The sequence below is a fragment of the Pseudomonas sp. NFACC51 genome, from assembly GCF_900103575.1.
GTDB classification, from domain to species: Bacteria; Pseudomonadota; Gammaproteobacteria; order Pseudomonadales; family Pseudomonadaceae; genus Aquipseudomonas; species Aquipseudomonas fluorescens_Q.
This window is the reverse complement of sequence record NZ_FMXH01000024.1, coordinates 45,920-66,326: the sequence shown is the minus strand read 5'-3', so window position 1 is coordinate 66,326 and position 20,407 is coordinate 45,920. Positions and strand designations below refer to the sequence as shown.

Annotated in this window: 18 protein-coding genes and 1 rRNA gene; 17 read left to right on the top strand and 2 right to left on the bottom strand. The window is 61.8% G+C overall.

The window, feature by feature from the left end; genetic code table 11:
• From rrf to pgaD, 7 genes are all read left to right on the top strand, one after another.
• Positions 1-93: ribosomal RNA gene (gene rrf, locus BLT00_RS30205) — 5S ribosomal RNA — on the top strand; the annotation flags it as partial.
• Positions 94-267: 174 nt separating this feature from the next.
• A complete protein-coding gene (locus BLT00_RS30200) occupies positions 268-906 on the top strand; it encodes an NADH:ubiquinone oxidoreductase subunit N (RefSeq protein WP_092150303.1) in 639 nt (212 codons plus the stop codon).
• Positions 907-1,064: 158 nt separating this feature from the next.
• Positions 1,065-2,570, top strand: a complete 1,506-nt coding sequence (locus BLT00_RS30195) for a YdgA family protein (RefSeq protein ID WP_092150300.1) — start codon at positions 1,065-1,067, stop codon at positions 2,568-2,570.
• Positions 2,571-2,817: 247 nt separating this feature from the next.
• A complete protein-coding gene (pgaA, locus tag BLT00_RS30190; RefSeq protein WP_092150297.1) occupies positions 2,818-5,298 on the top strand; it encodes a poly-beta-1,6 N-acetyl-D-glucosamine export porin PgaA in 2,481 nt (826 codons plus the stop codon).
• Positions 5,299-5,310: 12 nt separating this feature from the next.
• Positions 5,311-7,308: a poly-beta-1,6-N-acetyl-D-glucosamine N-deacetylase PgaB gene (pgaB, locus tag BLT00_RS30185; protein WP_092150294.1), complete on the top strand. Its 1,998-nt coding sequence runs from the start codon at positions 5,311-5,313 to the stop codon at positions 7,306-7,308.
• Between the two features lies 1 nt (position 7,309).
• Positions 7,310-8,665: a poly-beta-1,6-N-acetyl-D-glucosamine synthase gene (gene pgaC / locus BLT00_RS30180; protein ID WP_092150291.1), complete on the top strand. Its 1,356-nt coding sequence runs from the start codon at positions 7,310-7,312 to the stop codon at positions 8,663-8,665.
• The gene (gene pgaD / locus BLT00_RS30175; RefSeq protein ID WP_072347222.1) at positions 8,662-9,168 is read left to right on the top strand and encodes a poly-beta-1,6-N-acetyl-D-glucosamine biosynthesis protein PgaD; all 507 of its coding nucleotides are present in this window, start codon (positions 8,662-8,664) and stop codon (positions 9,166-9,168) included. Before pgaC ends, pgaD begins: the two co-directional genes overlap by 4 nt.
• Positions 9,169-9,233: 65 nt before the next feature.
• Here pgaD and BLT00_RS30170 read toward each other — a convergent pair whose 3' ends face one another.
• The gene (locus BLT00_RS30170) at positions 9,234-10,766 is read right to left on the bottom strand and encodes an FAD-dependent oxidoreductase (RefSeq protein ID WP_092150288.1); all 1,533 of its coding nucleotides are present in this window, start codon (positions 10,764-10,766) and stop codon (positions 9,234-9,236) included.
• Between the two features lie 140 nt (positions 10,767-10,906).
• Between BLT00_RS30170 and BLT00_RS30165 the strand changes: the two genes are divergently transcribed.
• From BLT00_RS30165 to BLT00_RS30160, 3 genes are all read left to right on the top strand, one after another.
• The gene (locus tag BLT00_RS30165; RefSeq protein ID WP_092150285.1) at positions 10,907-11,467 is read left to right on the top strand and encodes a YbhB/YbcL family Raf kinase inhibitor-like protein; all 561 of its coding nucleotides are present in this window, start codon (positions 10,907-10,909) and stop codon (positions 11,465-11,467) included.
• 155 nt (positions 11,468-11,622) lie between these two features.
• Positions 11,623-11,796: a hypothetical protein gene (locus tag BLT00_RS31990; RefSeq protein ID WP_170862112.1), complete on the top strand. Its 174-nt coding sequence runs from the start codon at positions 11,623-11,625 to the stop codon at positions 11,794-11,796.
• A gap of 38 nt (positions 11,797-11,834) precedes the next feature.
• On the top strand, positions 11,835-13,148 hold the full coding sequence (locus BLT00_RS30160) for an MFS transporter (RefSeq protein ID WP_092150282.1): 1,314 nt from the start codon (positions 11,835-11,837) through the stop codon (positions 13,146-13,148).
• 9 nt (positions 13,149-13,157) lie between these two features.
• On the opposite strand, the gene BLT00_RS30155 is transcribed toward BLT00_RS30160, so the two are convergent.
• Positions 13,158-14,036, bottom strand: a complete 879-nt coding sequence (locus tag BLT00_RS30155) for a LysR family transcriptional regulator (protein ID WP_092150279.1) — start codon at positions 14,034-14,036, stop codon at positions 13,158-13,160.
• Positions 14,037-14,143: 107 nt separating this feature from the next.
• Between BLT00_RS30155 and BLT00_RS30150 the strand changes: the two genes are divergently transcribed.
• From BLT00_RS30150 to BLT00_RS30120, 7 genes are all read left to right on the top strand, one after another.
• Positions 14,144-15,145: a zinc-dependent alcohol dehydrogenase family protein gene (locus tag BLT00_RS30150; protein WP_092150276.1), complete on the top strand. Its 1,002-nt coding sequence runs from the start codon at positions 14,144-14,146 to the stop codon at positions 15,143-15,145.
• Between the two features lie 103 nt (positions 15,146-15,248).
• Positions 15,249-15,830, top strand: coding sequence for a hypothetical protein (locus BLT00_RS30145; protein WP_092150273.1), 582 nt, complete (start codon positions 15,249-15,251; stop codon positions 15,828-15,830).
• Positions 15,831-15,997: 167 nt separating this feature from the next.
• On the top strand, positions 15,998-17,674 hold the full coding sequence (locus BLT00_RS30140) for a vWA domain-containing protein (protein ID WP_092150270.1): 1,677 nt from the start codon (positions 15,998-16,000) through the stop codon (positions 17,672-17,674).
• Between the two features lie 175 nt (positions 17,675-17,849).
• On the top strand, positions 17,850-18,422 hold the full coding sequence (locus BLT00_RS30135) for an RNA polymerase sigma factor (RefSeq protein ID WP_092150306.1): 573 nt from the start codon (positions 17,850-17,852) through the stop codon (positions 18,420-18,422).
• Positions 18,419-19,036, top strand: coding sequence for a hypothetical protein (locus BLT00_RS30130; RefSeq protein ID WP_092150267.1), 618 nt, complete (start codon positions 18,419-18,421; stop codon positions 19,034-19,036). The genes BLT00_RS30135 and BLT00_RS30130 overlap by 4 nt, the downstream gene beginning before the upstream one ends.
• Before the next feature lie 376 nt (positions 19,037-19,412).
• Positions 19,413-19,685, top strand: coding sequence for a hypothetical protein (locus tag BLT00_RS30125; RefSeq protein ID WP_063323512.1), 273 nt, complete (start codon positions 19,413-19,415; stop codon positions 19,683-19,685).
• Positions 19,686-19,827: 142 nt separating this feature from the next.
• Complete coding sequence (locus tag BLT00_RS30120; protein WP_238992558.1) at positions 19,828-20,187, top strand: hypothetical protein; 360 nt, start codon at positions 19,828-19,830, stop codon at positions 20,185-20,187.
• Positions 20,188-20,407 lie beyond the last annotated feature (220 nt).

Sequence of the window (20,407 nt, the reverse complement as noted above, 5' to 3'; positions counted from 1 at the left end):
ACCACCTGATCCCATCCCGAACTCAGAAGTGAAACGATGCATCGCCGATGGTAGTGTGGGGTTTCCCCATGTGAGAGTAGGTCATCGTCAAGATTGAATTCCCAGAACCCCTGTCTGCATCAGCAGCCAGGGGTTTTGTCGTTTTGGGCCGGTAATCGGATCAAGCCCCTGATGCCCCGGCAAACCCCCAATGCCGTTGCTATGCTGTGATAGTCGGGCCTTGGCGACCAAGGGCCCGCGACGTCACTGGTCATGGGGATTCCAATAATGAAAAACCCTTATGCTCCCGGCTTCTGGTGCGCCATTGCGGCTTTGCTGCTGCTTTCGGCCACTTATTTCTATGGCGTCATGCTCACTCACCAGATCGATAAAGCGCTGTTGTTCCTCGATAGCGCCGCGGCGCTGATCGGCGTGATATCCATTGCGATCGTGGCCTGGGCATCGTTTCAGGGTCAGCGCATCAAGAAAAAACACCTCGAACAAGGTAAGACACTGGTGCTGATTTGGGACACCAAGGTTGCGCTGCGACGTGTCGAAACGGTGTTTGACCGGTATTTCTGGGGCAGTTATTGGCAGCCTGGCCGCACGTTCCAGGAAGTCATGGGGGAGCTCACCGGTACCCCTTTGGAAAAAAGCCTGGAAGCCCTGAAAACCCAATGTGCTGCCTTGGACAAGCAAGTCACCCAGGACGGCTGGCATTGGCTCAACAACGCCCGAGAGTTGTGTGACGTGGCTAATGCCATGGCCCGTGAGCGCTATCAACTGGACTTCTGCGATTCACGCGCAGACTCATCATCGGGCGCGGCAGTGATCAATCGCGATTTCGAAGTGCTGGTGTACACCTGGACGGCCCGTCTCAAGACTTTCGACCATCAGCTCGACGAGATCGAAGTCCAATATTCGTAGACCACCTCGCAAGAAAACGTTTTTACCCCTTTAAACATTGGGCCCGCAGGGGTGCCTGATGGTAATCTCCCCTCCTCTTTTTCGGCGTCGAGCCACACCCTTTGCGGGTCAGGGAAGACGACGGCTTTGTTCAACCATGGATATCGATCGGGTCACTCATGAATAAATCAGCAAGCATACTCCTGGGAATCGTTGTGGCTGTCGGTGCTGTCAGCGCGGGCGGCGCCTGGTACACCGGGACCAAGCTCGAAGGCGTGTTGACGAACGCTATTGCCGATAGCAACAAGCAGATGCAGACAGCCTTGGCCGGGTCCAATAGCACCGCCACCCTGGAGCTGGTTTCCATGGACCGTGGAACGTTCAGCAGCACCGCCCACTACCGCCTCAAGGGCGAGGGCGAGATCTTCGGTGGCGAGCCGGTTGAGTTGCTCTTCGTCGACCAGATCGAACACGGCCCACTGCCATTTTCGCGCTTGATAACACTCAAATGGCTACCGGTCATGGCCACCAGTCACACCGCGCTTGAGCGCAATCCGCTGACTGACAAGTGGTTCGCCGCCACCAAGGACCAATCGCCGCTCAAAGGTGTGGTCAACCTGGGGTACGATCAATCCATCAATGGCACCTACGAGCTGCTGCCCGTGGATACCAAGCTGGATGAGCAATCCCAGCTCACTTTCTCCGGTCTTAAAATCGACCTGGCTGCCAGCGCCCAGGCACAGAAGGTCAAGGCCGACGGCTATATGGACAGCTTCAAGCTGACCACCGTCGCCGAAGACCAGACTCCCGTGCAGGTAGAGCTGAGCGGCCTGACATTGGCGAGCAACCTGAGCAAAAGCTCCTACGGTTACTACATGGGTGACAACACCCTGCTGCTGAGCAACACCAAGGCCACCTTTGGTGAGCCGAAGTCGGTGCTGGGCCTGAAGAACTTCGAGATGAAGAACAGCAGCACCGAGAGCGGCACCAGCGCTTCGGGGCGTGCCGATTACAAGATCGGTGAGTTGTCGTTCAACGACAAGACCATTGGCTCGGCGCAGATGGCAGTCAGCCTGAAGAACCTGGACATCCCGGCCACCATGTCGCTGATGCAGATTTACCAGACCAAGCTGCAACCCTACGAAAAAGCTGCAGCCGAGGCCGCAGCAGCCGGCGAACCGGCGCCAGAGCTGAGCCTGACCGAAGCTGAAGAAGCGCAGGTCAAGGCTGATCTGGAGAAACTCCTGGCCGGCGCCCCGCAAGTGGCGTTGGAAAACCTGTCGTTCAGCACCGCCAATGGTGAAAGCCGCGCCAACCTGATCGTTGATCTGGCCAAGCCGCAGTCCATGGACCTGCCACCGGATGAGTTGGGCCGTCAGTTGCTCGCGCTGCTGGATTTCAATCTCAAGGTTTCCAAACCGATGCTGGTCGACCTGATGACCGTACAGGCACAGATGGAAGGCCAGACGGATGCGAAGTTGATCGCCGATCAGGCCACTGCCACCAGCGATATGTTCAGCGCCATGGCGGTCGGTTCGGAACTGGCAACGCTTGAAGGCAACGATGTTGTCACCAAGCTGCACTACGCCAACAATCAGGTCGATTTCAACGGCCAGAAGATGACCGTTGAGCAATTCACGGCATTCGTGATGAGCAAGCTGGGTGGTGGCGTCGCCGTCCAGTAACGCGCTCGGGCAACACCCCAAACCCGGCCCGTGCATCACGCATGGGCCGGGTTTTTTTTAAGCCTATCGATCAGCCCTGCGCCGAAATCTGTAGCGATTCTGAAGAATTGTGGCGTTCCTGAAGATGACCCGCCTGAGAGTGCAAGACTAGGCCCATTAGAGCTTGGCTGGATTCCTTTGATCCGGCTTCCTGTTTGATGGGCAAGGGGGCACTGCGACCCGGCTGGCCATGTAAGGATGCTGACGAATGCCGCGTACTGTGGGTCCTTTTATTCAACGTGGTTTGCGCCCGTTGTTTCGTGTCGCGCTGTGCAGCCAACTGTGCTGGCCGATGCTGGCGTTTGCCGATACCGCCTATGACCAAATGGTGCTCGACGCCCGTGCAGGCCATTACACCCCTGCGCTGACGGCGTTGCGCCAGGTGCCGGCCGGCCAGGCCAGCGCCGCACAGATCAGTGACCACCTGCAGATCGCCAGCTGGGCCGGCCTCGATACCGAGGTGGTGACGGTCTATGAGACCCAAGGCCGCAATCGAGCGCTGCCCGTCCAGGCGCTGACTGCGACGGCTCGTGCCTATCGCAACCTCAAGCGTTGGGATTCGGCGGCCGAGCTGTACCGCCAGGCTTTGGTGATCGACCCCCAGAACCCCGACTTGCAACTCGGCCTGGCCTTGACCCAGGCCGATGCAGGCCAGCCCGACGAAGCCGTCACTCGCGCCAAGGCCCTGGTCGCTGCCAAGCCGACAGATCCGGTGCGTCGACTGGCATTGGGTTATGCCTTGACCCGCGCCAACAGCCCCCACGAAGCGCTGTTCGAATACGACCAGGCCTTCACTCGCGCCGGCAACAGCCCAGAGGTTGCGCGCGAATACATCTACGCCCTGCAACGGGCACGGTTGCCGGAGCCGGCGCTGCGCCTGGCGCGCCTGCAGCCGGGGCTGATCGACCGTGGCGTGCAACGACGCCTGGAGGGTGACGTCGCCGCCGAACGGGTGCGCCTGGCGGACATGGCCAGCCGCAGCGAACATGAGCGCTTCGTCATTGCCGACCGCGCCCTGGCCGACTACGACAAGTTGCTCGCCACCTGGACCCCGGTGGCCGAGGCCCATGACGACGTACTCCGTTGGCGCATCGATCGCATGGGCGCGCTCAATGCCCGCGCCCGTCGAGCAGAAGTGATTGCCGAATACCAGAAGCTGATCGCCGAGGGCGTGAGCATTCCCACTTACGCCCTGCGCTGGGTGGCCTCTTCCTATCTGGAACAGCGTGAGCCGGAGATTGCCGTCGATCTGTACCGTCGGGTCCTGACTGCGCCGGATGCCGATCCCGCGGAGCGTTTTGAAGACAGCACCGCGCTCTACTATGCGTTGCTGGAAAGTGAAAAATCCGAAGAGGCCCGTGCACTGGCCGAAGACATGGCGAAAGCCCAGCGTCCGCGCATCGAGCTCAAAGGCCTGCCGATCGGCAACCCCAACGATGAATGGATGGACGCCCAGCAACTCGCCGCCCAGGCCGGCACGTACGGCGCCGACTTGCCCTCTGCCGAAGCGCGCCTGGAAACCCTGGTGAGCCAGGGCCCCGGCAACACCGGCATGCGTCTGGCCCAGGCCGATCTGTACCAGGCCCGTGACTGGCCGCGCCGTTCGGAAAACCTGCTCAAAGAAGTCGAGGCGACGATCCCGCGCAACCGTGACCTGGAAATCGCCCAGGCCCGTGCGGCCATGGATTTGCAGGAGTGGCGGCAGCTGGATGCCCTGACCGACGACGTGGTCGCCCGCTACCCGGAAAACGCCCATGTCAAACGTCTGCAGCGCCAGCGCGAGGTACACGACATGGCCGAGCTGCGCATCGAGGCCTACACCGGCAAGAGCTATGGCGGCGGCAATGGTGATGCCGGTGCAGTCACCGGCAGCCGGGACTTTGGTATCGAAACGCTGCTCTACAGCCCGCCCATCGATGAAGACTGGCGGCTGTTCGGCGGTGCCGGCTACGCCACCGGTGATTTCGAGGAAGGTACTGGTCACCACCGTTGGCAGCGCCTGGGCGTGGAGCGTCGCACCCGGGACATGACGCTGGAGGCCGAGGTCTCCAATCACTCTTATGGTTCCGGCGACAAGCAAGGCGCGCGCCTGGCCGTGGCCCGGGACATCGACGACCACTGGCAGTACGGCGCCAGCCTGGATTACCTCTCGGCCAATACCCCGCTGCGGGCGCTCAACAGCGGCATTCGCGCCAACGGCGGTAGCGGTTTCGTCCGCTGGCGGGCCAATGAAAGCCGCGAGTGGCGGCTGACGGTGAGCCCGTCCCATTTCAGTGACGGTAACAATCGCCTCGAAACCCAGCTGACCGGCCGCGAGGGCATTTACAGCACGCCGCGCCTGCAAGTGGAACTGGGTCTGGAAGTCGGTGCCAGCCGCAACAGCGGCTCCAATGAAGTGCCCTATTTCAATCCGAAAGCGGATTTCAGCCTCATGCCGACCGTGAGCGCCAACCACGTGTTGTACCGCCGCTACGAGACCACGTGGAGCCAGCAGTTCCAGATCGGTGCCGGTACCTACAGCCAGCGCGACTACAACACCGGGGCCATGGGATTGCTCGGCTACGGCCAGCGTTTCATCTGGAACGACGTGCTGGAGGCCGGTGCCGCGCTGAGCTGGCTCAACCGCCCCTACGACGGCGATCGCGAAAGCGATCTGCGACTGCTTGTCGACCTCACCTATCGCTTCTAGAAGAGTTTGAAGATGCCTGTCATTTCGCGATTCATCCTTCTGCTGGGGGTCTTGCTGATCAGCGCTTGTGCCCAGCAAGCCCCGGCATTCACGCCGCCTTCGCAGCGTCCGCTGGCGGCCAATGACGCCCCGTGGCCGAAGAACCATGTGCTCGGCATTGCCTACCACGATGTCGACGACCGTGACCCGGACCAAGCGCTGGTGGCCGTGCGTACCGAACGGTTGATCGAGCAACTGGCGTGGCTGCGGGAAAACAACTACCAGCCGGTCACGGTGGATCAGATCATCACGGCCCGCAATGGCGGCCCGGAACTGCCACCGCGTGCGGTGCTACTGAGTTTCGACGACGGCTACGCAAGCTTCTACACCCGCGTCATGCCCATCCTGCGTGCCTATAACTGGCCAGCGATCCTTGCCCCGGTCGGCAGTTGGGTGGATACGCCGCTGAACCAAACGGTGGATTTCGCCGGGGTGCCACGCAAGCGTTCCGAGTTCCTGACCTGGGAGCAAATTCGCGAGGTTTCCAAATCGGGCCTGGTGGAAATCGCCGCCCACACCGATGCCAATCACAAAGGCATCCTCGCCAACCCGCAGGGCAACCAGCAACCCGCTGCGACCACCCGGCGCTACGACCCCGCCACCGGTCGTTACGAGACCGAGGCCGAGTTCCAGGCTCGCTTGCGCAAGGACGTGGCGGCCATTTCCGAGAAGATCCGCAAGGTCACTGGCTACAGCCCGCGTGTCTGGGTCTGGCCGTACGGTGAAGCCGACGGTACTGCGTTGCAGGTGATTGGCAACGAGGGCTATCAAATGGCCCTGACCCTGGAGGATGGTCTCGACAGCCTGGATAACCTGATGAGCGGCCCACGCTTCCTGGTGGCGTCCGATCCGGATGGCGCCCATTTCGCCGAAAGCATCGTGTCGGTGCAGACGATGGACCCGATGCGCGTGGTGCATGTCGACCTGGACTACGTCTATGACCCGGATCCGGTGCAGCAGGACGCCAACGTCGGCCAGTTGGTCCAGCGCATTTCCGACCTGGGCGCCAATACGGTGTTCCTGCAAGCCTTCGCCGATCCGAAAGGCGACGGCCTGGTGCATTCGTTGTACTTCCCCAACCGCCACCTGCCGGTACGCGCCGATCTGTTCGACCGTGTCGCCTGGCAACTGCGCACTCGGGCCAACGCCAAGGTCTATGCCTGGATGCCGGTGCTCAGTTTCGCCCTGGACGCGAAGCTTTCGCGGGTACAGCGCTGGGATCCGGAAACCGGCAAGACTGGCGTTGCCCCGGACCAGTACGTGCGTTTGTCGCCGTTCGACCCGAACGTGCGCAAGGTCATTGGCGAGATCTACCAGGATCTGGCGCGGATGAGCTCATTGGATGGCGTTTTGTACCATGACGACGCGGTGTTCTCCGATTTCGAGGACGCCAGCCCCGCAGCCCTGAAAGTCTATGCCGCCAACGGCCTGCCGACGTCCATTGCCGCCCTGCGGGCCGATCCTGTAGCGATGCAACGCTGGACCCGCTTCAAGAGCCGCTACCTGATCGACTTCACCCATGAGCTGACCGCCAAGGTCCGGGCGATTCGTGGTCCGCAGATCCTGACGGCGCGTAATATCTTTGCCGAACCGATGCTCAACCCGCAAAGCGAAGCCTGGTTCGCCCAGAACCTTGACGACTTCCTCGGCGCCTATGACTGGACGGCGCCGATGGCTATGCCGTTGATGGAAAACCAGACCCGCCAGCAATCCGGTCCCTGGCTCGAGCGCCTGGTGGACACCGTCAAGGCCCGTCCCGGCGCGCTCAAGCGCACGGTGTTCGAACTGCAGGCCCGGGACTGGCACAGCAAGCCGGTCAGCGATATCGACGGCGAGCAATTGGCCGACTGGATGGGGCGCCTCAAGCGCAAAGGCGTGACCAGTTTCGGCTACTACCCGGACAACTTCATCGAAGACCAGCCCGCTGTGAAAACCGTGCGGCCGGCGCTCTCCAACAAGTGGAATCCTTGACATGCTCGACAGACTGCTCGCTCTGCTGGTGCTGGCGATCGTCCTTGGGGTGCCCCTGGGCCTGATCTTCCTGGTCACCGGGCAATTCCTGATGGACTTCGTGTTCTTTTACCCGCTGTTCATGTCCGGGCTGTGGATCGCCGGCGGCCTGTACTTCTGGCTGCACTGGGAGCGCCACTGGCCGTGGAAGGACGACACCTTGCCACCGCCCCTGGCCGGCGAGCCGTTGATCAGTATCCTGATCCCGTGCTTCAACGAAGGCGATAACGTCGCCGACACCATTCACGCGGCGCTGGGCCAGCATTACCCGAACATCGAAGTCATCGCCATCAACGACGGCTCCAAGGACAACACGGCCCAGATGCTCGATCAACTGGCGGGTGAAGACCCGCGCCTGCGCGTCCTGCACCTGGCGGAAAACCAGGGCAAGGCCGTGGCCCTGCGCATGGGCGCCATCGCGGCGCGCAGTGAATACCTGGTGTGCATCGACGGTGACGCGCTGCTGGCGCCGAACACCTGTGCCTACCTGGTGGCGCCGATGCTGGACAACGCCCGCCTCGGCGCGGTGACCGGCAACCCGCGCATCCGTACCCGCTCGACCTTGATAGGCCGGGTCCAGGTCGGCGAGTTTTCCTCGATCATCGGCCTGATCAAGCGCACTCAACGGGTGTTCGGGCGGATCTTCACCGTGTCTGGCGTAATCGTCGCGTTCCGTCGCTCCGCCCTGCACCGGGTTGGCTACTGGAGCCCGGACATGATCACCGAAGACATCGACATCAGTTGGAAGCTGCAACTGGATCACTGGAGCATCTTCTACGAGCCGCGCGCGCTGTGCTGGATCCTCATGCCCGAAACCCTGCGTGGCCTGTGGCGGCAACGACTGCGCTGGGCCCAGGGGGGCGCCGAGGTATTGTTCAAGAACATCCGTGGCATCTGGCAGTATCGCCACCGCTACCTGTGGCCACTGTTGTTCGAATATTGCCTGTCCACCGGTTGGGCGTTCACGTTCCTGCTGTCGGTGATTTTCTGGGGGGCTGGCAAGTTCGTCGAAATGCCAGAGGCCATCGCGGTCGATCACCTCATGCCGCCAGCCTTCACCGGGCTGCTGCTGGCCGTGGTGTGCCTGCTGCAGTTCGCGGTGAGCATCCTGATCGACCGCCGCTACGAAAAAGGCCTGTGGCACATCATGTTCTGGGTGGTCTGGTACCCGTTGGTGTTCTGGCTGATCAGCCTCTTCACCACTCTGGTGAGCTTTCCAAAAGTGCTGTTCGGGCAGCATCAGAAGCGTGCGCGCTGGATCAGTCCGGATCGCGGTATCAAACCGTTCGATGATCAGGAAGAGGAAGTGATCCGATGAAAATTATCAGGACCCGGCAACGGCCTTTTCTGGTGCTCATCGATGCGTTTTTTACCGTACTGGCGTGGGTGGGGTTGTTGTACTTGCTGGTCAATGGACTGTGGCCGCTGTTCGCGAGCCAAGCCGGTCCGCGCCCGGGAGGGTCACTGTTCGATACCCTGGGGACCTTGCAGGTCTATGGATGGATCGCCTTGGTCAACGCGGTGCTGTTGATTACCTGGGCGCGTTACCAACAGCGTAAAAGTCGCAGCTTCGCCCAGCGCCGGTCGCCGGCCCCGGTCGTGAATGACCAGGGCTTGAGCGCCAGTTTCAAGTTGACCGACGAGCGCCTGGACACGCTGCGCCAGCCCGGCTCGAAGACTATTCACAACAATCAGGACGGCGACATCAGCCACGTCGTGCCGCACTTCCACTTGCTCAGCCCCGACTTGCAGCCACCGCCCCTGGCGCCACTGGAGCGGCCGGGCGTGATTCACCTGCCGGCCGATCACTCCGTACATTGATGCAAGCCGTGCCGACGCTTTCGCGAGCAAACCCGCTCCCACAGGGGATTTTTTGGGGGGCAGATCTACGAAGAGAAATCCCGAACCAGCCGCCATGCCTCGTCCACCGGCAACGGTTGTTTCATGCGCTGGGCCAACGCCGCCATGGCCCGGCCTTCATCACAGGCCACTGCGGCGGCAACCAGGCCGTCCTTGCCCAGTAGGGCAATAAAGGGCGGATGCTCGGGCGTGCCCTTGAATTCCACTTCGTCCCAGTGCTCGGCGTGGCCAAGATAGTCGTAGCGTTTGCCAAAGTGATAGGTCCAGAAAAACGGCACGTCCAGATAGCGCTCGTCGCCGCCGAGCATGTTCGCGGCGGCGATGCGCGCCTGTTGCTGGGCCAGGCGCCAATGCTCGATGCGCACAGGCGCGCCGTTGAGGGGGAACGTCGCGATATCACCCACGGCCCATACGCCTTCAGCCACACGCATGCCTGCGTCAACGGACAGCGACTGGTCCTGTTCCCGTGGCAACCCGGCAAACGGCTCGGTGGCCGGGTGCACGCCAATGCCGACGATCACCAGGTCCGCAGCCAGACGCTGGCCGTTATCCAGCACCACGGCTTCGACCTTGTGCGCTCCCTCGATCCGTGCCGCTTCGCCGTCGGTGTGGTACACCACGCCGTTGGCCCGGTGCCGGGCCAGGATGGCCTGGCCAACGCTCTCACCCATCTGTGCAGCGAACGGTACCGGATGCCGGGCCAGGACGGTGACGTCCAGCCCGCGCTTGCGCAGGGACGAGGCGACTTCCATGGCGATGAAACTGTCGCCGATGATCACCGCCTGTTGCCCTGGCCGGACCGTGTCGAGAATCTGCCGGGCGTGGGCGATCGAACGCAGCACGAAGACTTGCGGCAATTCGATGCCGGGCAGTGCTGGCATCTTGGGTGCCCCGCCAGTGGCAATGAGCGCGGCGTCGTAGTCCAGCTGCCGGCCATCGGCGAGTTGGATTTGCCGAGCGTCGGGGTCCAAATGGGTGACCTCGCCATGGAGCCTTTCGATGCGTTGCCGGGTGAAGTAGGTTTCATCGCGCAGCGGCGCTGTCTCGTTGACTGCCATGTCGCCGGCCAACACATACTTGCTCAGCACCGTCCGGTCGTAGCCGGCCTCGGCTTCGCGGTCGATCATCAGGATTCGACCGCCAAAACCCTTCTCCCGCAACGCCGCTGCGCAAGCCGTGCCGGCGGCACCGGCGCCGATGATGACAAACGTGCGTGCGTCATCGGCCGGCGGGACTTTATCGGTTGGCAATGGTTGATCGTCGACCCAGACGTCACCGTCCCGGACCTCGACGTGGTAGCGCGCCAGGCTGTCGAGGGCCGGCGGTTCGCACAGGGCGCCGTCTTCCGTGCGGAACGCGGCCTTGTGCCAGGGGCAAATCAGCCGTCCGTGGCACACCGCGCCCTTGGCCAGTGGTGCGCCGGCATGCGGGCATTTGCCTTGGAAGGCGCGCACTTGATCACCGGAGCGCAACAGCAAGATGGACGTGTCGTCGATTTTGACTTCGAGGCCGCGGTCTTCACGAACGTCGGCGAAACGGGCGACTTGATGCAGAGACATGGTCATTCTCCGGCAGGCGTTTCCCTTTGGAGTCGCAGGAACGGAGCGAGTTTCAGCATAATTGTCACTGCAACCTTGGCGAAGCTGCGGCTATAGTTCGCAAGCCGTCCATGGCCAGACACGCACAAGGTGCCCCCGGTATGACCCGATTGAATTTTTTCTCCCCTTGGCTGGCGGCCGTCGCCCTGGTGCTGTGCGCACAAGGGGCTGTCCAGGCCGAGGAGCGTTTTACCCTCAGCATCCCCGGTGTGTCGGACGACCGCCTCTTCACGGCGGCGGCAGCCAGTGATGCCAACACCTGTGGTGGCAAGAACATTTCTCCGGCCCTGAGTTGGAACGCCGGCCCACCCGGCACCCTCAGCTACGCCATCGTCATGTTGGACCCGGACGGCCAAAGGGGCCAAGGTGTCGACCACTGGGTCCACTACGGCATCAAGGCCACCACGCGGCAGATTCCGGCGGGCGCCGGCACCAAGTCCTCGTTGGAAGGCATGAGTGGTATCAACAGCAAGAACACCCACGGCTACGTCGGTCCTTGCCCGCCTGTCGGCGACAGCGCTCACCACTACCTGATCCAGCTTTTCGCCCTGGACCTGCCGCCGGAGGCACTGCCCGCCGACCTCACACGCGCCCAACTGATGGAAAAAATCAAAGGTCACGTGCTGCGCAACAGCAGCGTAGTGCGCCGCTACCACCGCTGACCCAAGACGACACAACCCCCTGTGGAGAGGGGATTTATCCCCGTTGGGGTGCAAAGCACCCCTTGCCACAATGACGCCGCCCAGACACAAAATTGGCATCACGCGCCAAAAGCGAGCACTATCGAGCCCCTGTTCACTCATGCCGGAGGATGGCGATGACGCAGAAACCCGACGGCATCGCCCGCCTCCTGAACTGCCCGACCAAGGGCGACGAAATACGCCGGGCCATCGCCCAGAGCCGAAAGGATTTCCTGCCTGCCGACGAGGCCGAAGACGCCGAGCCAGGCCAGCCACCGGTTCAACCGGTGGACACTGATCGCGACGCCTGAGCCGTCGCCCTCTTTTAACTTATCGTTCAAATCTGCCTATGACTGCCATCCCTGTTCTACCCGGTGACCGATTCAGCCGATCCGATTACAAGACCCTGGGCCTGGCCGCCTTGGGCGGTGCGCTGGAAATCTACGATTTCATCATCTTCGTCTTCTTCGCCCTGACTCTCAGCCAGTTGTTCTTCCCGCCGGAAATGCCCGATTGGCTGCGCCTGCTGCAAAGCTTCGGGATTTTTGCCACCGGCTACCTGGCCCGGCCCCTAGGCGGCATTCTCATGGCGCACTTCGCTGATCGCCTGGGACGCAAGCGGGTGTTCAGCCTGAGCATCCTGATGATGGCCTTGCCGTGCCTGCTCATCGGCGTGATGCCGACCTACGCGCAAATCGGTTATTTCGCACCGTTGCTGTTGCTGGCGCTGCGTATCCTGCAAGGTGCGGCGGTGGGCGGTGAGGTGCCCAGCGCCTGGGTGTTCGTGGCCGAACATGCGCCGCTGCATCATCGCGGCTATGCCCTGGGTTTCCTCCAGGCCGGCCTGACCTTCGGCTACTTGTTGGGCGCCTTGACCGCAACAGCGCTGGCGCGGATCTACACACCGGCGGAGATTCTCGATTATGCCTGGCGCCTGCCGTTCCTGTTGGGGGGCGTCTTCGGCGTGATCGGCGTCTGGCTGCGTCGCTGGCTGAGCGAAACGCCGATCTTCATGGCCCTGCAAGCCAATCGCGAAGGCGCAGCGGAACTGCCGTTGCGCACGGTCCTGCGCGACCACCGCCAGGCCTTGCTGCCCGCCGCCATCCTGACCTGCGTGCTGACCTCTGCCGTGGTGGTGTTCGTGGTCATTACCCCGACCGTGATGCAGAAAAGCTTCGGCATGACCCCCAGCCACACCTTCGCCCTGAGCAGCCTGGGCATCGTGTTCCTGAACATCGGCTGCGTCCTGGCCGGGCTCATCGTCGACCGCATCGGCGCCTGGCGCACCGTCATGCTCTACAGCCTGCTGCTGCCTGTGGGCATTGCCGTGCTCTACGCCAGCCTGATCAGCGGCAGCGCCTGGCTGGGCCTGGCTTACGCCGTGGCCGGGCTGGGTTGCGGCGTGGTTGGTGCGGTGCCGTCGGTGATGGTCGGCCTGTTCCCGCCGAAGATCCGCGTGTCCGGCATCTCGCTCACCTACAACATCGCCTATGCCCTGTGGGCCAGCATGACACCGTTGATGCTGATCGCCCTGGTGCCATGGAGCCCGTGGGTGTGCGTGGGGTATTGCGTGGTGATGGGGGCGGTGGGCGTGGGGGCGGCGGCGTATTTTCCAGGACGGCATGGGAAGGCGGCGCAGCCATCATTGGCTTGTGAATCCTGATCCGGCTGGTCAAAGACGCTCACGCAAAAAATCCACAAAAGCACGAGTCCGTGCCGAGCGGCGTCGATCTTGACTGAACACGGCGCTGATGGGCAGTGCCAGTGGCTGGTAATCGGCCAGCAGGGGGCAGACGGTACCCTGGCGAACATCGGCAGCGAACAACCACTGCGGTGAAAGCGAAACGCCCAGGCCCGACAGCACCATTTCCCGGATCGCCTCGCTGCTGTTGCAGGTGACGTTGCCCTTGATCGTTACGCTGTGCTGTCGGCCATCCTGGTCGAACCGCCAGATGTCGTAATGCTCCAGCAGTGTGAACGCCAAACAGTTATGGCCGGCCAGGTCAGCCGGTGCGAGGGGCGTGCCGTGCTGTTGCAGATAGGCGGGGGAGGCGTACACCCGGCGCGGGCTGTCGCCGAGGGAAATCGCCACCAGCCCTTCGTTTTTCACCGCGCCGATGCGAATCGCAAGGTCGATATTTTCCTTCAGCACATCTTCGTTCTGATCACTTAACCTCAAGTCGATACGAAGCTGTGGGTGAAGGGCCAGGAACTCGCCCACCAGGGGCGCAATACACAATCGGCCGAAACTGACGGGCGCCGCCACGCGCAGAAGGCCGGCGATCTGTTCCTGGCCACTGGCGAAACTGAGTCGTGCGGCGTCCACGCTGGCGAGTATGTCCTTGCTCTCGGCGTAGAAGCGCTGCCCCTGGTCGGTCAGCGCGAGCTGGCGGGTGCTGCGGGCAAACAGCGCCCCGCCAAGGTGTTGCTCCAACGCGCGGATCTGCTTGCTCACCGCCGGTTGGCCCAGGTTCAGTTCCCTGGCGACGGCCGAAAACGAGCCGCGCTCCACCACCCGCACGAACACCTGCATTGCGTCGAACAGATCCATCTGGATTTAGCCTCTGCCTGGAATAAATCCTATCCATTGTTGCTCACTTATCGGAATGCGTCTTCCCTCGCACTATGAACCTGCCCACTCATTGGAGGTTTACCGTCATGAACAACATCATGTCCGCCGCCGTTGCCGAAACCGCTCAGGCTGCGCTGATTGTCCGTTCCATTTCCCGGCCCATTCCCGGCAAAGGCCAGGTATTGATCAAGGTGCATGCCGCCGGAATCAACCCGCTGGACACCAAGATCGCGGCGGGAGGCGGGGCCCACGCACGTCAGCCGCTGCCCGCCGTATTGGGAATCGACCTGGCCGGGATGGTGGTTGAACGGGGAGAGGGCGTGAATGACTTCGCGCCTGGCGACGAGGTGTTCGGCATGGCCGGCGGGATCGGCGGGGCCCAAGGCGCGCTGGCCGAATACATCGCGGTCGATGCCCGCCTGATTGCGCCCAAGCCTCGCTCACTGAGCATGCGCGAAGCGGCCGCCTTGCCGCTGGCATTCATTACGGCCTGGGAAGGCTTGGTCGATCGTGCCAACGTTCGGGCCGGGCAACAGGTGTTGATTCATGGCGGGGCGGGCGGCGTCGGTCAAATGGCCGTGCAAATCGCCAAGGCCCGTGGCGCCGAGGTCTACGCCACGGGCTCGGCCGACAGCCAGGCTTTCATCCGCGAACTGGGCGCGTCAGCCATCGACTACCGGACCCAGGACACCGACAGCTACGTGCGCCAGTACACCGATGGCGAAGGCTTCGACATTGTCTACGACACCGTTGGCGGCCCGACCCTGGATGCGTCCTTCAACGCGGTAAAGACCTACACCGGCCATGTGCTCAGTTGCCTCGGCTGGGGCCAACACAGCCTCGCGCCGCTGTCGTTTCGGGGGGCGAGCTATTCCGGGGTGTTTACGTTGATGCCGCTGCTGACCGGCAAGGGGCGCGAGCATCATGGTCAGATCTTGCGGGAGGCCGCTGCTCTGGTTGAGTCAGGGCAACTGCGGATCAAGCTGGATCAGCGCCGGTTTGGCCTGGAGCAAGTCAACGAGGCCTTTGCGCAGGTAGCCGAGGGGCGTGGGGCGGGGAAAACGGTCGTGGACATTGGGATTGAGTGAGACGGGACGGCACTCCGTCAGGGCCAAACAACTTGAGCGCTCATACAAACTCCGTAGAATGCAGCCGCCATTATGCCGCTACCTCTCAAGGACGAATTCAAACATGCGAGTTTTTACCCTGTTGCTGGCCCTCTGTCTTATGGCCGGTTGCGCTTCCAAGCCCGACTACTACATTTCCCCTGCGCCGGTGGCGATCCCCGAGACCGCCACCTATTGGATCGACACGTTCAACGTTGAAGTCGTCGGCAAAAACGAACGTTTCCTGCCCGACGAAAAAGTCCGTGACCAGTTGCACACCGACCTGATCGTCCGCCTGCTCGATGGCAATCGCTATGCCTCCAGCAAGGAAACCGCTGACTATCTGCTGGACGTCAACGCCGTCTATGCGCGCCGTATTCAGGACACTCAAGGTGGTTTCATGAACAAAATCGTCGCCGACGGTACGTACCTGGCCAGTGTCGATTTCAATTATCAGGTCAAGGTGAAGAAGGCCGGTGTCGAAGTGCTGCACTTTGCCCAGGCCCGCCAGGGGCTGATGCCGGGTGGGGCGATCGGGCAGCTCGAGGCCATGAGAGGCATCGCGGGCGCCCTGACGAACAAAGGCAACTCCGATGTCGAAGACTATTACACCGGCCATTTGAGCGGATTCATCGCCGATGATCTGCGGGGCATTCCGTCCCGCTAACGATGCCTGCTGCAACGTGCTGGCGATTGCTCCGATCGCGGTAACGGCCCGGCCACCTTGGGGTGGCCATTCCAGCGTGCCAAAAAAAATTCCTGATCGTTAACCCGAACCTCGTGTGCCTTGCGTCTGAGCTTGTGTACGAATCATTCATTCACGAGGTTCAGCCCATGTTCCGTCCACTTCCCTTTATGCGTCCTGCTGCCCAAGGCTTCGCCGTGACTTTGCTGGTGGCGTTGGCCGGTTGTGGGCTGTCTTCATCCCGGGAGGCTGCCCAGCCGTCCGAACCGGTGCCTGTGGCGCCCAGCGTGGTGCCGCAAGGCGAGATCGCCCAAGGGCCCCAGTCGACGGTAAAACGCATGCTCATGAAGCCGGCAGCGATGCCGGCTCCCAGCGTGGCGAACGATGCCCTTGCCACGGGTTACCGAGCCGAACCGCGCGAGCAGTACGAAAAACTGCCGGACAACCCCATCCATAGCGTCGCCGAAACGCCGGTCTCGACCTTCAGCGTGGATGTCGACACCGGAAGTTATGCCAATGTGCGACGTTTCCTCAATCAAGGCAGCCTGCCGCCCGAAGGGGCTGTTCGGCTGGAGGAAATGGTCAACTATTTCCCTTACCACTATGCCCTGCCCAGCGACGGTTCACCCTTCGGTGTGACGACCGAAGTCGCCCCCTCACCGTGGAACCCCCACACCCGTTTGCTGCGCATCGGCATCAAGGCCAGCGACCGCGCCGTGGCGGATCTGGCGCCGGCCAACCTGGTCTTCCTGGTGGACGTTTCCGGCTCCATGGACCGTCGCGAAGGCCTGCCGCTGGTCAAGAGCACGCTGAAACTGCTGGTGGATCAATTGCGCGATCAGGACCGGGTATCCCTGGTGGTCTATGCCGGTGAATCCCGGGTGGTGCTCAAGCCCACCTCCGGGCGCGACAAGGTGGCAATCCGCAACGCCATCGATCAACTCGACGCCGGTGGTTCCACCGCGGGCGCCTCGGGTATCGAACTGGCCTACCAGATGGCCCGGGAGAGCTTCATCGACAAAGGCATCAACCGCATCCTGCTGGCCACTGATGGTGACTTCAACGTTGGCGTCAGTGATTTCGACAGCCTCAAGCAGATGGCGGTGGACCAGCGTAAAAGCGGCGTCTCCCTGACGACGCTGGGCTTCGGTGTGGATAACTACAACGAACACCTGATGGAGCAATTGGCCGATGCTGGTGACGGTAACTACGCCTACATCGACAACCTGCTCGAGGCGCGTAAAGTCTTGGTCGACCAGCTCAGCTCCACCCTGGCGGTGGTGGCGCGGGATGTGAAGTTGCAGGTGGAATTCAACCCTGCCCAGGTCAGCGAGTATCGCCTGCTCGGTTATGAGAACCGTGCGCTCAAGCGTGAGGATTTCAACAACGACAAGGTCGACGCGGGCGAGATAGGTGCCGGGCATACGGTGACGGCCTTGTATGAAATTGTCCCGAAGGGCCAACCGGGCTGGTTGGAGCCGCTGCGCTATGCCAGCACGCCCCAGTCGGAGGGGAAATCAGGCGAATTGGCGATGTTGCGCGTACGCTACAAACCCGCTGAGGGCGGTAGCAGTCGATTGATCGAGCATCCGATTGCTGGCGTGCAGCACGACGACAAGCCTAGCGATGACCTGCGTTTCTCCGCCGCCGTGGCGGCCTTCGCCCAGCAGCTCAAGGGGGATGGGCGTTACACTGGGACGATGAGCTTGAAGGACACGGCGCAACTGGCCCGTTCCGCCCGCGGCGATGATCCGTTCGGGCTGCGTGCCGAGTTTGTGCAGTTGGTGGAGCTTGCCCAGAGCCTCGAGCCTGCGGCCAAGCGCTGATCCCGAGCACAACGAGGACCAAAATGTGGGAGCGAGCCAGCTCGCGATAGCGGTGGATTGATCAGCATCATCATTGACTGATCCGACGTCATCGCGAGCAGGCTCGCTCCCACAGTATTCCCTTGTTGTCTGCCAGGATTGTGCTGCAATGACCGGAAAGGAGTTCATCACCCACATGTCCGCTGCGCTTGATTCTCCCAGCGACGAATCGCTGCTGGCCCGCTACCGCAACGGCGACGGGGCTTCTTTCGAAGTCCTGTACGCCCGCCATCGGCAAGGGCTCTACCGTTTCCTCGTGTCCTTGAGCAACAAGGCCGAACTGGCCGAGGAAGTCTTCCAGGACACTTGGCTCAGTCTGATTCGCAGCACCACCCAGCCACAAGGCCGGGCGAGTTTTCGCACCTGGCTGTTCCAGATTGCCCGCAACCGTTTGATCGACCACTGGCGCAAGCAGGGTGTCCACAATCCGTTGCACGACAGCTACGACGAGCAGCTTCACGTCCAGCCCGACGACACCAGCGGCCCTGAGCAGCAGTTGAGCCTGAGCCGCGACCAGGCGCGTCTCGATGCGGCGTTGCAGGCCTTGCCCGAGGATCAGCGAGAAGTCTTCCTGCTGCGCCTGCACGGCGACCTGGAATTGCCACAGATTGCTGCCTTGACCGGCGCCCCACTGGAAACGGTCAAAAGCCGCTTGCGTTACGCCCAGCAGAAGTTGCATCGGCTGCTGGCCGAGGAGGTACCCGCATGATCGACTCCAAACACACCCCGGATCCGAACGACGAAGTGCTGATCGAGCATTTCCGCCAACACACCAGCGGCGAGCCGCCAGCTTCCCTGGACGCTTTCATCCTGGCCACCGCCCACCGCGAAGCCCCGACGCCTGCACCGAGCTTGTGGCAACGTTGGTTGCAAGCCTGTCAACGGCCGCGCTGGCAAATGGCATTCGCCACGATCGCCGGCGTGGCGCTGATGATCGGCCTGGTGCTGCGTTCGCCCGTGCCCCACGACGAACTGTCCTCACCCGCCTCGATGGAGTTTTCCGCCGATCGGCAAGCGCCTGCCGTTGCCGCTGCACCGCCGCCGGCCATGCCCGCCCCCGCCCCGATTATCCGCATGGCGCCCCAGGGCGAACTGGCCCGGGTCCCAGCCAGCGCTGACCAGGCCCTGATGGAAAAGCCTGCGGCAAAAATGAGCAAAGCCGCGCCAGCTGCACTGCCACCCCTGGAGCAAGGCCTGATGGAAATCCTGCGCCTGCGCGAGGCGGGGGATACCAAGGCTGCTGATGAGAAGCTGCTGGCGCTGCACAAGCGTTTTCCCAAGGAAGACTTGCCGGCGCGGTTGGAGGCGTTGCGCAAGCCTTAAAGTCTGCGAGCACCAACGTCCGTAGCGAGGGAGCTTGCTCTCGCTGGGCTGCGCTGTTGGAGCTGCCGAAGGCTGCGATCTTTTGATCTTTCGCTTGAGACTCAACTGCCTGCGCAAAGATCGCAGCCTCGCTCCGCTCGGCAGCTCTTACAGGCCGAGCGACAATGTCTCATCCAAACCTTAAGTGAGCAGATGGAGAGGTCTGTGGATCGCTTCGGCCATGATGGTATCCATGGGGTGCGCCCTAAACGCTATATCTGCTTTTCGGATATCTGCTTCTCGATGATCTACTGAATCGACGGATGGAGCAGCGCGCAGTTTCGGTGCCGTTGCCGGCTCTATCAATTCATCGGTTCGTCTGACAAGGAGTCAGCACATGTCGCATTACATCCCATTGCAAACCAACAATCCCGATTGTCCCGTCCTATTGATCGACAGCCAGATGCCCACCGCGATGCTGATTGACAGTGCGCTCAGCCGCATCAAGGCCGGGACCGACCTTTTGGAAAGCATCACTTCTGTCACGATCAAGGGCATCGACGATGGGGATTTGTATCGATTTACCAACGCGGCGTATTTGCTGCTACGAGAAGGTTCGGATTTGCTGGAAGTGGTAAGTCGTAATGTCGATGGTGCTGGCAGATTGTAACCGTAGTTAGTAGGCGCTCGTGCGTGGGACTGCATGCAAGACGTGCCTGCTGCATGTCGCATTGATGGCGTCGAATTGAGTGAATGGACCTTGCACGCAAGGTGCGACGCTACTCAACCCCTAAACGTAAAGGCCCTCTCTCATGGTTATCATCAAGCAAGGTAGCGTCCAGGGACGTCTGTATTCTATTGGTGGGGAGGGCGAGACGGTTCCTGTTCTGCTTGAGGGCACCGGTGGTGAAAATTTTCTTTGTGAAGCCGATGTGGCATTGGCAGAACACCTGGGCAAGCTGTTGTTCATCTCCATTCGTGTCCATGGTGCAGGGGAGTGGGAAAGTCGGCCACAGGGTGGCTGGCGCCTGCGAAGAATGTTCATTCAATCCTACGAGAGGCTTGAGAGAGTCTCTTTGCGCTGTGCGGTTACTCAACTCAAAGAACTCGATGGTACCGCCTGGAGCGAGATGGACGATCCTCATGGAGTGATTCAGGGCCTAAGGAAATGAGGGGCATATGGGTCATCTGATTGGCGACCATTTTCGTGATGTCACGAAAATGGTCAGCCTCGGTTCTGGCTCGCAGCGGTAGGCTGTCGACGATACGGCCCTGACCCGCTACGCCTGTTTCCTGACAGCGCGAAACGGCGACCTGAAATATCCAGTCTTAGGACGGCGATTGCTGGTGAGGCCGTCATGGCTGGTGGGTGGTTGACGGGAGACTTCTGAT